The organism is Dietzia sp. 179-F 9C3 NHS (genome assembly GCF_045369825.1).
Classification (GTDB): domain Bacteria; phylum Actinomycetota; class Actinomycetes; order Mycobacteriales; family Mycobacteriaceae; genus Dietzia.
Map to the genome: position 1 here is coordinate 15,495 of NZ_JBIQES010000019.1, position 12,539 is coordinate 28,033.

Annotated in this window: 13 protein-coding genes and 1 pseudogene; 7 read left to right on the forward strand and 7 right to left on the reverse strand. The window is 72.6% G+C overall.

From position 1 onward, the window contains the following. Positions 1-8 precede the first annotated feature (8 nt). Positions 9-971 (forward strand): TIGR03620 family F420-dependent LLM class oxidoreductase, encoded by a 963-nt coding sequence (locus ACH0BZ_RS15455; protein ID WP_406899591.1) that lies wholly within the window; start codon positions 9-11, stop codon positions 969-971. A 178-nt stretch (positions 972-1,149) separates the two neighbouring features. On the opposite strand, the gene ACH0BZ_RS15460 is transcribed toward ACH0BZ_RS15455, so the two are convergent. Further along, positions 1,150-1,530, reverse strand: a complete 381-nt coding sequence (locus ACH0BZ_RS15460; protein WP_406899592.1) for a hypothetical protein — start codon at positions 1,528-1,530, stop codon at positions 1,150-1,152. A gap of 100 nt (positions 1,531-1,630) precedes the next feature. Between ACH0BZ_RS15460 and ACH0BZ_RS15465 the strand changes: the two genes are divergently transcribed. Then, complete coding sequence (locus ACH0BZ_RS15465; protein ID WP_406899594.1) at positions 1,631-3,049, forward strand: MFS transporter; 1,419 nt, start codon at positions 1,631-1,633, stop codon at positions 3,047-3,049. On the opposite strand, the gene ACH0BZ_RS15470 is transcribed toward ACH0BZ_RS15465, so the two are convergent. Continuing rightward, positions 3,027-3,881, reverse strand: coding sequence for an alpha/beta fold hydrolase (locus tag ACH0BZ_RS15470; RefSeq protein ID WP_406899606.1), 855 nt, complete (start codon positions 3,879-3,881; stop codon positions 3,027-3,029). The two genes, ACH0BZ_RS15465 and ACH0BZ_RS15470, sit on opposite strands and share 23 nt — an antisense overlap. A 28-nt stretch (positions 3,882-3,909) precedes the next feature. Next, a complete protein-coding gene (locus ACH0BZ_RS15475) occupies positions 3,910-4,464 on the reverse strand; it encodes a polyketide cyclase (protein WP_406899596.1) in 555 nt (184 codons plus the stop codon). A 157-nt stretch (positions 4,465-4,621) separates the two neighbouring features. Here ACH0BZ_RS15475 and ACH0BZ_RS15480 point away from each other — a divergent pair, with 157 nt between their 5' ends. Together ACH0BZ_RS15480 and ACH0BZ_RS15485 are read left to right on the forward strand one after the other, a co-directional pair. Beyond that, positions 4,622-4,792, forward strand: coding sequence for a hypothetical protein (locus tag ACH0BZ_RS15480; protein ID WP_406899597.1), 171 nt, complete (start codon positions 4,622-4,624; stop codon positions 4,790-4,792). Between the two features lie 57 nt (positions 4,793-4,849). Then, the gene (locus ACH0BZ_RS15485; RefSeq protein ID WP_406899598.1) at positions 4,850-5,191 is read left to right on the forward strand and encodes a hypothetical protein; all 342 of its coding nucleotides are present in this window, start codon (positions 4,850-4,852) and stop codon (positions 5,189-5,191) included. Positions 5,192-5,300: 109 nt separating this feature from the next. On the opposite strand, the gene ACH0BZ_RS15490 is transcribed toward ACH0BZ_RS15485, so the two are convergent. From ACH0BZ_RS15490 to ACH0BZ_RS15500, 3 genes are all read right to left on the reverse strand, one after another. After that, positions 5,301-7,553, reverse strand: coding sequence for a catalase (locus tag ACH0BZ_RS15490; protein WP_406899599.1), 2,253 nt, complete (start codon positions 7,551-7,553; stop codon positions 5,301-5,303). A gap of 145 nt (positions 7,554-7,698) precedes the next feature. Next, entirely contained in the window at positions 7,699-8,043 is a 345-nt protein-coding gene (locus ACH0BZ_RS15495) for a hypothetical protein (RefSeq protein WP_406899601.1), read from the reverse strand. A gap of 46 nt (positions 8,044-8,089) precedes the next feature. After that, positions 8,090-8,356, reverse strand: coding sequence for a zinc-ribbon domain-containing protein (locus ACH0BZ_RS15500; protein ID WP_406899602.1), 267 nt, complete (start codon positions 8,354-8,356; stop codon positions 8,090-8,092). Between the two features lie 146 nt (positions 8,357-8,502). Here ACH0BZ_RS15500 and ACH0BZ_RS15505 point away from each other — a divergent pair. Further along, positions 8,503-9,348: pseudogene (locus tag ACH0BZ_RS15505) on the forward strand (alpha/beta fold hydrolase); the annotation flags it as partial. A 328-nt stretch (positions 9,349-9,676) separates the two neighbouring features. After that, on the forward strand, positions 9,677-11,131 hold the full coding sequence (locus ACH0BZ_RS15510; protein ID WP_406899603.1) for a serine hydrolase domain-containing protein: 1,455 nt from the start codon (positions 9,677-9,679) through the stop codon (positions 11,129-11,131). 4 nt (positions 11,132-11,135) lie between these two features. Here ACH0BZ_RS15510 and ACH0BZ_RS15515 read toward each other — a convergent pair whose 3' ends face one another. After that, on the reverse strand, positions 11,136-11,621 hold the full coding sequence (locus ACH0BZ_RS15515) for a hypothetical protein (RefSeq protein WP_406899604.1): 486 nt from the start codon (positions 11,619-11,621) through the stop codon (positions 11,136-11,138). 254 nt (positions 11,622-11,875) lie between these two features. Between ACH0BZ_RS15515 and ACH0BZ_RS15520 the strand changes: the two genes are divergently transcribed. After that, complete coding sequence (locus ACH0BZ_RS15520) at positions 11,876-12,466, forward strand: maltokinase N-terminal cap-like domain-containing protein (RefSeq protein ID WP_406899605.1); 591 nt, start codon at positions 11,876-11,878, stop codon at positions 12,464-12,466. The last annotated feature ends 73 nt before the right edge of the window (positions 12,467-12,539 follow it).

Consider the following 12,539-nt stretch of genomic DNA (forward strand, 5'->3'; position numbering starts at 1 on the left):
TCGTAGGAATGAGCGCCGTCACGCCCGAGGACACCGCCCCGACCCCCGCCGGCCGCGCGCACCTGGGTCGCGTCGGCCTGTGGACCGGCTCGCTGGAGGGGGTGCGTGCGGCCGCGATCCCGGACCTGCTCGGCGAACTGGACGAGCAGGGCTGGGGTTCGCTGTGGTTCGGCGAGGCGGTGGGCCGCGAGGCGTTGACCGCCGCGCAGCTGTACCTGGGCGCGACGCGGCGGATGGCGATCGGCACCGGCATCGCCAACATCTATGGACGCGACGCCTCCGCCGCGGGAGCCGCCGCCCGCACGATCGAGGCGCTGCATCCGGGCCGCTTCGTGCTGGGGCTCGGCGTCTCGCACGCGCCGCTGGTCGAGCGGCTCCGCGGACACACCTACGGCCGCCCGCTCGCCGCGATGCGCGAGTACCTCGACGCGCTCGACGGCACCCGCGGAACCGCAGCCGGGGAAGACGTGATGCCGCCGGTCGTGCTGGCCGCGCTCGGCCCGAAGATGCTCGAGCTCTCGCGCGACCGCACCGCCGGCGCGCACCCCTACCTCACGCTGCCCGAGCACACCGCCCGGGCGCGGGAGATCCTCGGCGGCACCGGGGGGAACGGCCCCGGCGAGGAGGGGCCCGCCCTGGTCGTGGAGCACGCCGCGGTCCTGGCCCCGGGGGTGGAGGACGACGACGAGGTGTGGCGTTCCCGCGCCCATGACCACCTGAACATCTACACCGGCCTGCCCAACTACCGGAACTCCTGGACCCGGCAGGGCTTCGACGAGTCCGACTACGTCCGTGGCGGCAGCGACCGACTCAAGGAGGCCCTGGTCACGCGCGGCCTGGAGGCGACCCGCGCCCGCGTGCAGGAACACCTCGACGCCGGCGCCTCGACGGTCCTGGTGCAGGTGCTCGGCGAGAACGTTCTGGTCCCGCCGGTGGACGACTGGCGCCGGGCGGCCGAGGCGCTGCTGTAGGGGCGTTGGGTCCAGGGGCGGGCGCCTCGCCCCCTTTCGCGCACGTCCGCCCCGGCGCGCGCCGTGGCAGACGTGCACGTAAAGGGGCAGCGGTGGAAAGACGCGGCAGCTGCCCCGGCTCGTGCCGTCCGTGGCGGGCAGCTGCAGGAGCAGATGCCGGAGCAGATGCCGGGGGAGGTCAGGCGGCCACGCCGATCGCGGCCGCGGCGGTGAGGCTCGCCGTGACGCAGGCGAACGAGAACACGCTGAGCAGCTGGTACCAGAGCGTCCTGGGCGCGTGCGGCAGGAAGGCCAGCGGCAGGAACAGCAGCGGGTTGAGCAGGGTGCCGATGACGAGCAGCACCTGGACCCACACCGGCAGGTCGGGCAGGATCGCGCCGACGGCGATGACGAGCACGCCCATGATCACGTAGTCCAGGTGCAGCTGCAGGAGCCGCCGCGGCTCGCGCACCCGGAGGCGCTCGAACACCGCGGGAAAGGCGAGTTGGGCGGCGACGATCCAGCCGGTCCACGCGCCGAGCGCGAGCACGACCAGGCCGTACTTCACGAGGAAGGCCATACCGGGCAGGCTAGCCGGAGACCGGAGCGGTGGGAACGTGTTCCACCCCGGTCTGTAGTGTTCCGAAATCACGGTGAACCACGGGTGGAAGAGGCGCGGTATGGGCGGCAGGACGCGGAGCGGAGACGCTGTGCGGTCGCGGGAGAACGTGCTCATCGCCGTTCTGTCCTTCGCCGGGATCGTCATGTCGCTCACGCAGACCCTCGTGATCCCGCTGCTCGGCCGGCTGCCGGAGATCCTCGGCACGTCGGCGACCAACGCCACCTGGGTCGTCACGGTCACGCTCCTCTCGGGCGCCGTGGCCGGGCCGGTGATGGGCCGGCTCGGCGACCTCTACCCCAAGAAGTACGTGCTCATCGGGTGCACGGCGGTGATGGTGCTGGGGTCGGTGCTGTGCGCGCTGGCCACCTCCCTGTGGCCGATGCTCATCGGCCGGGCGCTGCAGGGGATGGGCATCGGTGTGATCCCCATCGGCATCGCGACCATGCGCGAGTCGCTCCCGGCCCCGCGGCTGCCGTCCGCGATCAGCTTCATGAGCTCCTCGCTCGGCGTGGGCGGCGCACTCGGACTGCCGGCCGCGGCGGCGCTCGCGCAGTACGGCTCGTGGCAGTGGATGTTCTGGGGCTCGAGTGCCCTGGGCGCGGCGATCATGGTGCTCATGGCCCTCCGGCTCGAGTCGGTCCCGGCGGCCAAACCCGACGGCACCCTCGACGTCGTGGGGGCCCTCGGCCTCGCGGTGGCGCTCATCTCGCTCCTGCTGGCCGTGTCCAAGGGCGCGGACTGGGGCTGGACGAGCGGGATCACCGGCGGCCTGGTCGTTCTGGCCGTGGTGGCGTTCGCCGCGTGGGGGTGGTGGGTCCTGCGCCATCCGTCGCCGCTGGTCGACCTGCGGATCGCCGCGCACCCGCCCGTGCTCATGACCAACATCGCCTCGGTGCTCGTGGGCATGGGCCTGTACGCCCAGCTGCTCGTGCTGCCCCAGGTGCTGCAGCTACCGACGGCCACCGGGCACGGGCTCGGGCAGTCGATGTTGGCCATGGGCCTGTGGAGCGCACCCGGTGGGCTGGCCATGATGGCGGTCTCGCCGCTCAGCGCGCGCCTCATCATCGCCCGCGGCCCCCGGCCCACCCTGGTCTCCGGCGCGCTCGTGATCGCGGCCGGCTACCTCGCGGCCGTCGTCCTCATGGGATCCCCGTGGGGCGTGATGACCGCGGGCATCATCATCAGCGGCGGTGTGGGCCTGGCGTACGGCGCGATGCCCGCGCTCATCATGGCGTCCGTCCCGCACTCCGAGATGGGCTCGGCCAACAGCTTCAACACCCTCATGCGGTCGATCGGCACCACGAGCTCGGCGGCGGTGATCGGTGTCGTGCTCTCGCAGATGACCCTGGACTTCGAGGGGATCGTCGCGCCCACCGAGGCGGGCTTCCGGGTGGGCCTGCTCATCGGCGGCGGCGTCGCGCTGGTGGCGGCCGCCGTGGCGGCGACGATCCCGGTCAACCGCGCACGCGAGCGATGATCTCGTCGGCCAGCTCCCCGGGCCGCTCCTCCAGGATCCAGTGGCTCACCCCGGGGAGTTCGACGAACCGGTAGTCCGCCTCGACGTGGCGGCCGGTCAGCAAGGCGCCGCCGCGGCCGAGCGCCGGGTCCCGGTCGGACCAGACGAAGGTCGTGGGCACGCGGACCCGCGCGGTCGCGGCCCGGGGCGAACCACAGGGGAGTGCGCGGTACCAGCCCAGGCCGCCGGGGATCGCGCCGTCGGCGACCATCTCCCGGCGGAAGCGGTCGATCATCTCCGGCGTCATGCCCATCCGCGCCAGCGCCCGCTCGGCGCGCGGTCCGCCCGAGGTGAGCAGTCGCTCGGGGATCCGCGGCAGCTGGAAGAAGCCTATGTACCAGGACCGCAGCAGCTGATCGGAGGTGACCATCGCGCGCAGGAAGGCCGCCGGGTGCGGGACCGACACGGCCGTGAGGGTCCGGACGCGGTCGGGGTGCGTCCCGGCGATCCCCCACGCCACCGCGGCACCCCAGTCGTGACCCACGATGTGCGCGGAGTCCAGCCCGGCGGCGTCGAGCAGGCCCACCACGTCGCCGACGAGTTCCGGCAGGCGATAGGCACGCCGGCCCCGCGGGCGGGCGGTGGCGCAGTAGCCGCGTTGGTCCAGGGCCAGGGTCCGCAAGCCCGCCTCGTTTAGGCGCGGTGCGACCGCGTCCCAGCTGCTCACGCGTTGGGGGAAGCCGTGGAGCAGGACCACCGGCTCTCCGCCGGAGGGCCCGGCGTCGACGGCGCGGAACTGCAGTGGACCGCGGGCGAACGTGATCTCGTGGCCCCCGCCCCCGCCCCCGCCCATGCCCGGTCCGGTGCCGGGGCTCGGGGCTTCAGCCACGGACGTATCCTCTCCGTACCGCGCGCTCGAGGATCCCGAGCGTCGCCCTGAGCGCCTTGGCGTCGAGCACCGGGAGAACTCCCGAGTCGCGCCAGTCGGGGTGTGCTTCGGACCAGTCGTAGTAACTCAGCACGTCCGTCATCGGGCCGTCACCGGAATCCTCTACAGGAGTCAACCTGTAGCCGTAGACGTGCCCGATGGGCGGTTCGATGTCGCCCTCGATGGTCCAGGCGATCTCGGCGGTGCCGCCGGTGGGCGGAACGAACCGGGTGATGACCACCGTGACGTCGTAGTGGCCCAGGTTGTAGTCGCCGAGTGCTTCGCGGTCCATGTGGACGACGAAGGTATCGCCCTCGGCGGCGACGGCCGCGCCGTCGGCGGACTGCAGCATGCCGGAGGAGTCGATGGCCACGTGGCCGTCGGGATCACAGAGCACGGCGAAGATCTCGGAAACGGGTGCCGGGATCACGCGGTTCGTCTCGAAGCGGTACGGGCCGGGGCGGTGGGGCTCCGGGCTGTGTGGATCGGAGGCTCTCGGGTCGGTCACGCCAACGACGCTACCGCCACTCGCGGCCGCCGGCCTCCGGTCGCGGGAACCTCCCCGACCCTGTTACTGCACCGGGGTTCCCGCGGGATCGGCACCACGATCGCCGGCTGAACCGGTTCTTCGCGTTCTTTCAGCGAGCGGGCATAGCGTGCACCAGGTGAGTACACCGGGCCCCGAACCCGCCCCCGACCCCCGCGGTCTCGCGCCGCTCACATGGCTGGCGCTCGCCGTGGCCGGCGTCGCATTCCTGCTGCCGCTGCTGCTCGTCATGGAGCTGTCCGGGCACCGCCGCCGTCGCCTCAGTCGGCGTTCAGCCGGGTCGACGTAGGCTCTCGCCACACGGGCCGCGTGCCGCGGAACGGGATGACCCTGGAAGGAGACCACCGTGACCACTGTGACGCTGGAGTCGATCGGGATGGGTCCGCTGAGCGATCTGCTGGAGCAGTGGTGGGCGACCGTCGAGGTGACCGAAGACGGGTATGCGCCGACCCGGGTGCGGATCTCGATCTCGTGGAGCCCGATGACCAACCAGTTCACGCCCGAATCGGACGGCTCGACTGTCGAGGACGTGGGGGCGGGCGGGCACCCGGTGGAGGTCGACGCCGCGATCAGCGCTTTCCTCGCCTCCCCGGAGCGAGAACGCGCCTATAAGGCGTTCCGGGCGCACGCGCGGCGCCACCGGGAGGACTTCCCCGAGCGCGTCGCCGTGATGGAGTCCTCGCGCTGATCCCCTCCGTTCCGCATGCCACAGGTCGGGTATCGCGGCTGCGGCGAGCATCAGACCCGGCCCGCGGTGGGGCCGAGCCGCACACCCGGCCCGCAGCCGCACCCGAGATTCAGACCCGCGCCGGGTCGGGCCGCTCCCACATGCGGTGGTTGGCCAGCAGCGGCTTGAGCGCGGGCACCACCCCGCCCGCGGAGTCCGCCTGAACGACGCCGGGCGTGTCCGAGGTGATCCCGAATTCCGTGTACCGGTCGACTGACGCGAGCGACGCGATGGCCTTCTTGTGCCGGAACATCTCGCTGATGAGGATGTCCGTGCGCGGGTTGGCGGGGAGATCGACCACCACGATCGCGTCGAACTCGATGGACCGCTGCGTCTGATAGGTCCGGGACACCGGCACGGCCGTACCGGCCTCAGTGTCCCCCAGAACCCCGCCGGTCGGTGCGATCACCAACGGCACCATGCCGTCGTCGAACACCGCCTGCACGAGCTCGGATACTGTATCCACGTCGGAGTCCTCGGTGACGAGGATGCCGATCTGGCGACCGTCCGACGGCCACTCCTTGCCGATCTGCGAGAGCGCCGGGCTGGTGACGACCTCCGCGACGGGCACTTTCGCAGGTGCGGGCAGTCCCAGTCCGGCGGCCACGGTGACGGCCAGGTCGTGGTCGATGTGAGCGAGTTTCTCGACCTGCCGGGCCTTGATGGCCTCCTCGTAGCATTTGCCCAGTTCGAAGGTGTACGCCTCGGCGACGTGCTCCCTCTCCACGTCGGTGAGACTGGCGTAGAACAGCGTGGCCTGCGAGAAGTGGTCGTCGAAAGTCGCGGGAGACCGGCGTTCGATCTGCGCGTCGGCGATCCCCTGCGCCACCTCGACCAGCGCGCCATCGGTGGTGCCCGCCATGAACGGACAACCGCCGTCGAGGGTGTTGGGTTGATACGGGGCCACGCCCGCGTGGTCGGCCTGCTGGTGGAAGCCGTCCCGGAGCATGTCGTTGACCGGGGCGTGCGGGCGGTTGATGGGGATCTGACCGAAGTTCGGCCCGCCCAGGCGTGTGAGCTGGGTGTCGAGGTAGGAGAATAGCCGGCCCTGCAGGAGCGGGTCGTTGGTGACGTCGATACCCGGCACGAGGTGGCCTGGGTGGAAAGCGACCTGCTCGGTCTCGGCGAAGAAGTTCTTGACGTTGGCGTTGAGCTCCATGGTGCCTATGACCTGCACCGGCGCGAGTTCCTCCGGCACGATCTTGGTCGGGTCGAGCAGGTCGATGCCGTGGAACATCTCGCTGACGCCGTTCTCGTCGACGGTGTCCGGGAAGACCTGGATGCCGAGGTCCCACTTGGGGAAGGCGCCGGCCTCGATGGCGTCGGCCAGGTCGCGGCGGTGGAAGTCCGGGTCCATGCCGGCGGTGATCTGGGCCTCTTCCCACACCTGCGAGTGGACGCCGAGGTGGGGCTTCCAGTGGAACTTCACCAGGCTCGTCTCGCCGGCGTCGTTGATGAGCCGGAAGGTGTGGATGCCGAAGCCTTCCATCATCCGATACGAGCGCGGGATGCCGCGGTCGGACATGTTCCACAGGGTGTGGTGCTGCGCCTCGGTGTGGAGGGAGACGAAGTCCCAGAAGGTGTCGTGCGCGCTCTGGGCCTGCGGGATCTCGCGGTCCGGGTGCGGCTTCCCGGCGTGGACGACGTCGGGGAACTTGATGGCGTCCTGGATGAAGAACACGGGGATGTTGTTGCCGACCAGGTCCCACGTGCCCTCGTCGGTGTAGAACTTGGTCGCGAATCCGCGGGTGTCGCGGACGGTGTCGGCGGAGCCGCGGTTGCCGAGCACGGTGGAGAAGCGGACGAAGACCTCGGTCTCCTTGCCCTCGGCGAACACGCCGGCCTTGCAGACGCTGGCGGCGGCGCCGTTGGCGCGGAACACGCCGTGCGCGCCGGCCCCGCGGGCATGGACCACGCGCTCCGGGATGCGTTCGTGGTCGAAGTGCATGATCTTCTCCCGCAGGTGGTGATCCTGTAGGAGGGTCGGCCCGCGGCGGCCGGCCTTGAGCGAGTGGTCGGTGTCGGTGACCCGGGCGCCCTGGGCGGTGGTGAGGAACTCGCCCTGCTGCCGGTTCGCGTCCTCGCCGTCCGACGACCGCTCGCCTGTCGGGCTGTGCGGGGTTGGGCCGGACTGGTCGTGCTTGGTGGGCAGCGGGCCGGTCGGCTCGGTGGGCTCCTCGACGGTCGGGGGCTTCGCGGCGGGCGCGCCGGGCACGACGTCGCCGCCCCCGGCGATGTCCTCGGCGATCTGCTCGGCCTTGTCGGCGATCTTCTTGGCGGTGGACTTGGCACCGGACGCGGCGGACTTCTTCTTGGCGGCCATGACTGCTCCTCTCGGGGCTGGGGTGAGACCTGCTGTGTCACAGGACTCTTCCAGGCGCCGGGGGGCCGTCAACCAGTCGCGGGAGCGCCCGGAGGGGCGTAAGATGCCGCCCTGCCGGGCCCCGGACTCTGCCGCCGGGCCGGGATCAGCCGCCGAGCGCGACGGCGCCGGCCACCGCGGCGGCGCCGACGAGTACGCCGAGCGACGCGGTGTCCAGGACCTCGCCGGACATGCCGAGGCTGCCGATGGACACCCGGCTGCCCCACGGGGTGGGCATGCCGAGGCTGTTGGTGCGCAGGTCCAAGGTGGTGGTGCTGCCGCTGAACGCGGCCGACGGGGTGAGGGTCACGCTGCCGAGGTCGGTGGTGCCCTCGGCCGACCGGGCGCCGGCCGCGGGGGCGGCGCCGAGGAGCACGGTGGCGACGGCGGCGGTGCAGGCGGACAGGGCGACGACGCGGCGGACGGGGGAACGGCGGGACGAGGTGGTCATGCGGCCACTCTATGTCCCCGACGGAAACACCGAGAGGTGCTTTCCGTTAGGCCGCGCCGTGGAGGATCTGGTCTGCCTGCCCACGGGTGAGCCGCATGGTTGCCGCGCACGCGGTGCACGTGGCCGAGTACGACGAGCCCAGCGGCACCAGCGGGATGAAGAACACCGAGAAGGCCCGCTTGTTCCGGTCCACCCGCTGGGCGGCGTGGGCTCCACCCGCGAGTACCCGGTCGAGCGCATGCGCCGCGACGCCGAGATCTACGACATCTCCGAGGGAGCGGGTGGCCCCACCACTTCCGGGAGCGGTCCGCACTGGGCTCGTGCGGCGCGGTGGCCCGGCGGGTCGGGGCGCCCTGGTCACCCACCGCCACCAGCGCCCGATACCGCACAATGGACCAGGGTCCGTTTTCTGCGACGAAGGACGGCGCGGTCAAACGACCCGACGAGGGGGAACCTCCTATGGAACAGACCATAGAACGCGTCTTCACCCACGGACACCACCTGTCCTACCGGGAGTCCGGGGTCGGGGAGGGCCGGCAGACGATCATGCTCATGCACGGCATGGCCGGCAGTTCGCGGACGTGGCGCGCGATGATCCCGCGGCTGGAGAAGCGGTATCACGTGATCGCGCCCGACCTGCCCGGTCACGGCGAGAGCTCGCTGAACTTCGACGACTACTCGCTCGGCGCCATGGCCTCGGCCCTGCGCGACCTGCTCGTGGCCAAGGGCGTCTCGCGCTGCACCGTGATCGGCCAGTCGCTCGGCGGCGGCGTGGCCATGCAGTTCGTCTACCAGTACCCGGAGTACTGCGAGCGGATCGCACTCATCGGCAGCGGCGGCCTGGGCAAGGAGGTCAACCTGGTCCTGCGGATGCTCGCGGTGCCGGGGGCCGAGCTCATGTTGGCGGGCGCCGCCGCGCCGGTGTTCGTCAACGCCGGCGATGCGATGCGCCGCTTTCTCGCCGGCAAGGGCGTGCGCGCCGAGGCGATGTCCGAGTCGTGGGCCGCGTACGAGTCACTCGGCAAGTCCGGTCACCGTAAGACCTTCTTCAAGACCCTCCGCGCCGTGGTCGACGGGCGCGGGCAGGCGGTCTCCGCGCACAACCGGCTGCACCTGGCCGGGCAGCTGCCGTTCCAGTTGATCTGGGGCGACAAGGACCCGATCATCCCCGTGGCCCACGCCTACGAGACGCACGAGGCGCTGCCGACCAGCCGCCTCGAGATCGTCGAGGGCACCGGCCACTACCCGCACGTCGAGAACCCGGAGGCCGTCGAGCGGATCCTCGTGGAGTTCATGGAGACCACCGAGCCCGGCCGGATCCAGCCGGCCGTCGAGGACCCGGCCAAGAAGGGCCGAGCCGAGGCCGAGCTGCTGGCCGCGGAGAAGGCGGCCGCCGAGCAGGCCCGCGCCAAGGCGGAGGCCAAGGCCGCGCGGGCCGAGGCGAAGGCGGCCGCCAAGGAGGAGAAGGCGCAGGCCAGGGCCGAGGCGCGGGCCAGGAAGGCGCGCAGCGGGGACGAGGGCGACGGTGGGGACGACGGCGAGGGCAGCCCCCGGCCCTGAGTGCCGGGACGCGGGTCGAACCGGGTGATCGCCCCGATGTGGGCGGCGGGGCCGCGAACCTAGCGTCGGGGGCATGTTGGCCGCTTGCTCCGGAACCCGCCCTCGACCCCCGGCCGTTCTCGGCCGCGTGCTCCGCGCGTGCCTCGTCGTGGTGGTGGCGGTCTCCTCGCCCGCCGCGGTCCTTCCGCCCGCCGCGGTCCTTCCGCCCGCCGCGGTCCTTCCGCCCGCTGCGGCCCTACCGCCACCCGCAGCCGGGCCGGGCGGGGCCGCCGAGGACCTGCGGTGGTTCCGCGACGAGGTGGGCGCGCCCGGCGCGGTGCTCGTCGTGGTGGGGCCCGACGGGGTCCGGGAGTGGGCGGCCGGGGGCGACGACGGCGAGGGCCGGCCGGTCGACCTCGCCACGCCCTTCGTGTGGGGGTCCGTCTCGAAACCGGTGACGGCCCGGATCGTCGCCGGACTCGAGGAGCGGGGCGCGCTGCGTGCCGACCAGCCCGTCGCCGAGATCCTGCCCGAGGTCGCCGACACCGAGCTCGGGCGCCGGGGCGCCACGGTCCGCGACCTCGTCGAGCACACCAGCGGGCTGCCGCACGATCTCGCCCTGACCGACGGCGGGCTCGACGTCCCGGACGCCCTGTCCGCCGCGCGACGGGTGGCCGGGTCCGACGATCTCGGCGAGCGCGGGACCTTCCGCTACTCGAGCCTCGGCTACGTCCTGCTCCAGGCCGTGGTCGAGCGCGCGACCGGCGCCCCGTTCGCCGAGGCCGGTGCCGCCACCGCGGAGGCGCCGCCGGGCCACGTCCCCGTGCTCACCGTGCCGCGCCCGGTCCCGGTGGAGGTCGACCCGGCCGGACTCGGGTACGGCTACCAGGCCGGCTCCGCCGAGCGGCTGGGGGAGTTCGCGTCCGCGGTGCTGCGGGACCCGCCGACGAGCCGGGTCGGCGAGGGGCCCCGGGGTCGCCCCGGTGGCTGGAACCGGGAGCTGGGCGGCGAGCACGGGCCGCTGCTGCGCCACTCGGGTGCGGTGCCCGGGTACTTCGCCCACGTCGCGGTGGCCCCCGACCGGGGCCGCGCGGTGGTGGTGCTGGCCAACCGGTACGGCGAGATGGACGCGTCCACCTACGCGCGGGCGGTCGACGCCGTGGTCGGGCACCGCCTGGGCGGGGCGGCGCCGACGAGCCCGGGCCTGCCCGGGCGGTACCCGGTGGTCCTGGCCCTGCTGGCGCTGACCTGCGCCGCGGGGCTGGTCGGCGCGGTTGTCGCGGCGCGTCGCCCCCGGCCGAGAAGGCCCCTCGCGCGGGCGGCGGCGGCCGCGGTGGGCCTGACGGCGGTCGGCGCCGCGGCGGCCGGGCCCCCGGTCCTGTTCGGGGCCGGGCCCGCGGTGGGGTTGCGGTGGGCGCCGGACGTGATGGTGCTGCTCTGGGCCGCAGCGGCCGGTGTCGCGCTGTGGTCGCTGGTGGTGGCGGTGTCCCGGACAGCGGACGGCCCCGGGTCCGCTCGTGGCGGAACCGGGGCCGTCAGGAGAGGCTGAGAGATCAGGCGGCGCCCTCGGCGGCCTCGGTCTCGTCGACCGTGTCTTCGTCGACGGTGCCCTCGTCGTCGGCCGGCTCCTCGACCTCGACGCCGGTCAGGAGGTCCACCGCGCCCTGGATGTCGCCCTCCTGGACGAGCGCGAGCGCCTGGTCGGCGGTGACGGCGCAGTCGTCGCCCTCGAGGCCCGGGGCGATCGAGCCCACGGAGCCGAGCACGTCGATCGTGGCCACGGCGCCGCAGATCTGCGCGGCGAGCTCCGAGGCCTCGTCGGTGGTCTCCTCGCCCTCGGTGCCGGTGCCCTCCTCGCCGGTGTTCTCGTCCTCGCCCTCGGCGCCGTCGTCACCCGTGGTGTCGTCGGCCGGGGCCTCGGCGGTCGGATCGGAGGAGCCCGGGATGGGGAACGGGAGCTCGCTCTGGGCGGCGGCGATTCCGGCGCCGGAGAGGGAGAGGGCGGCGGCGGAGCCGATGACCGCGATCGTCTTCTTCATGTGGTGTCACCTTTCTGGTGGGATTCACACGTGCTCGCCCCCGGGGTCCCGGAGGCACGGCAGCCCACCGTATCGGCCGACAGGCGATACCGCTGTGGCACTCGTCACAGGGTGATGCTGCTGGGGCGGGAGTTTCCGGCCCTGCGCTGGGACGACGGCGAATTGCACGATTTCCTTCGGGAATCTCCGGGCCGCCCCTGCGGCAGCGCGTCTCCCGGGTTGCCGCGCGGCCCGGTTCAGAGCATGCTGGCGTCATGAGTGGACTCGCCCAGATCTACGACGCCACCCTGACGCCCGGGAAAATCGACCTCCTGCGGGAGTGGATCGTCGATCAGCCGTGGTTTGACGGTGACGCCGCCGCGCTCGAGCAGGTGACCTCGTACCGCCTCGTCGACCCCGACGGCGCCGTGGGGATGGAGTGCTTCCTGCTCAAGGGCGGCGACACCACGTACCACGTGCCGGTCACCTACCGCGGCGCGGAGCTGGCGGACGCCGGGGGCGCACTGGTCGGGACCATGGACCACTCGGTGCTGGGGCAGCGCTGGGTGTACGCCGCCGAGCACGACCCCGTCTTTGTAGCCGAGGCCCGCCGGACGATCTGTCGTCGCGACTCGGCCGCCGACCACCAGGCAATGGAGGACGGCTCCATCACGCCCTCGCCCGTGAACATCCGCGGCGGCGGCGACTGCCGCCCCGAGCAGGAGGAGATCCGGGTTATCCGCGTGGTGGCCGAGGAGTACGACTCCGACGGCGACCACCCGGTCGCGGGCGCCCCGGGCACTCTCACCGGCACGTGGAGTGACGACGACGGTCTGCACACGGCGGTCCTCGCCTACCTCGTCTAGGAGACTGCTGAACAATCAGGGTGTCCGCCCCGCGGGGTGACCCGGGCCTGAAATACTTGGTTCATGCAGGGTG

What these genes read in the sequence shown, in the direction of transcription:
- ACH0BZ_RS15455 (WP_406899591.1), top strand. Translation starts at nt 9, where the DNA reads ATGAGCGCCGTCACGCCCGAGGACACCGCCCCGACCCCCGCCGGCCGC.
- ACH0BZ_RS15460 (WP_406899592.1), bottom strand. Translation starts at nt 1,530, where the DNA reads ATGGCCTTCCTCGTGAAGTACGGCCTGGTCGTGCTCGCGCTCGGCGCG.
- ACH0BZ_RS15465 (WP_406899594.1), top strand. Translation starts at nt 1,631, where the DNA reads ATGGGCGGCAGGACGCGGAGCGGAGACGCTGTGCGGTCGCGGGAGAAC.
- ACH0BZ_RS15470 (WP_406899606.1), bottom strand. Translation starts at nt 3,881, where the DNA reads ATGGGCGGGGGCGGGGGCGGGGGCCACGAGATCACGTTCGCCCGCGGT.
- ACH0BZ_RS15490 (WP_406899599.1), bottom strand. Translation starts at nt 7,553, where the DNA reads ATGGCCGCCAAGAAGAAGTCCGCCGCGTCCGGTGCCAAGTCCACCGCC.
- ACH0BZ_RS15495 (WP_406899601.1), bottom strand. Translation starts at nt 8,043, where the DNA reads ATGACCACCTCGTCCCGCCGTTCCCCCGTCCGCCGCGTCGTCGCCCTG.
- ACH0BZ_RS15510 (WP_406899603.1), top strand. Translation starts at nt 9,677, where the DNA reads ATGTTGGCCGCTTGCTCCGGAACCCGCCCTCGACCCCCGGCCGTTCTC.
- ACH0BZ_RS15515 (WP_406899604.1), bottom strand. Translation starts at nt 11,621, where the DNA reads ATGAAGAAGACGATCGCGGTCATCGGCTCCGCCGCCGCCCTCTCCCTC.
- ACH0BZ_RS15520 (WP_406899605.1), top strand. Translation starts at nt 11,876, where the DNA reads ATGAGTGGACTCGCCCAGATCTACGACGCCACCCTGACGCCCGGGAAA.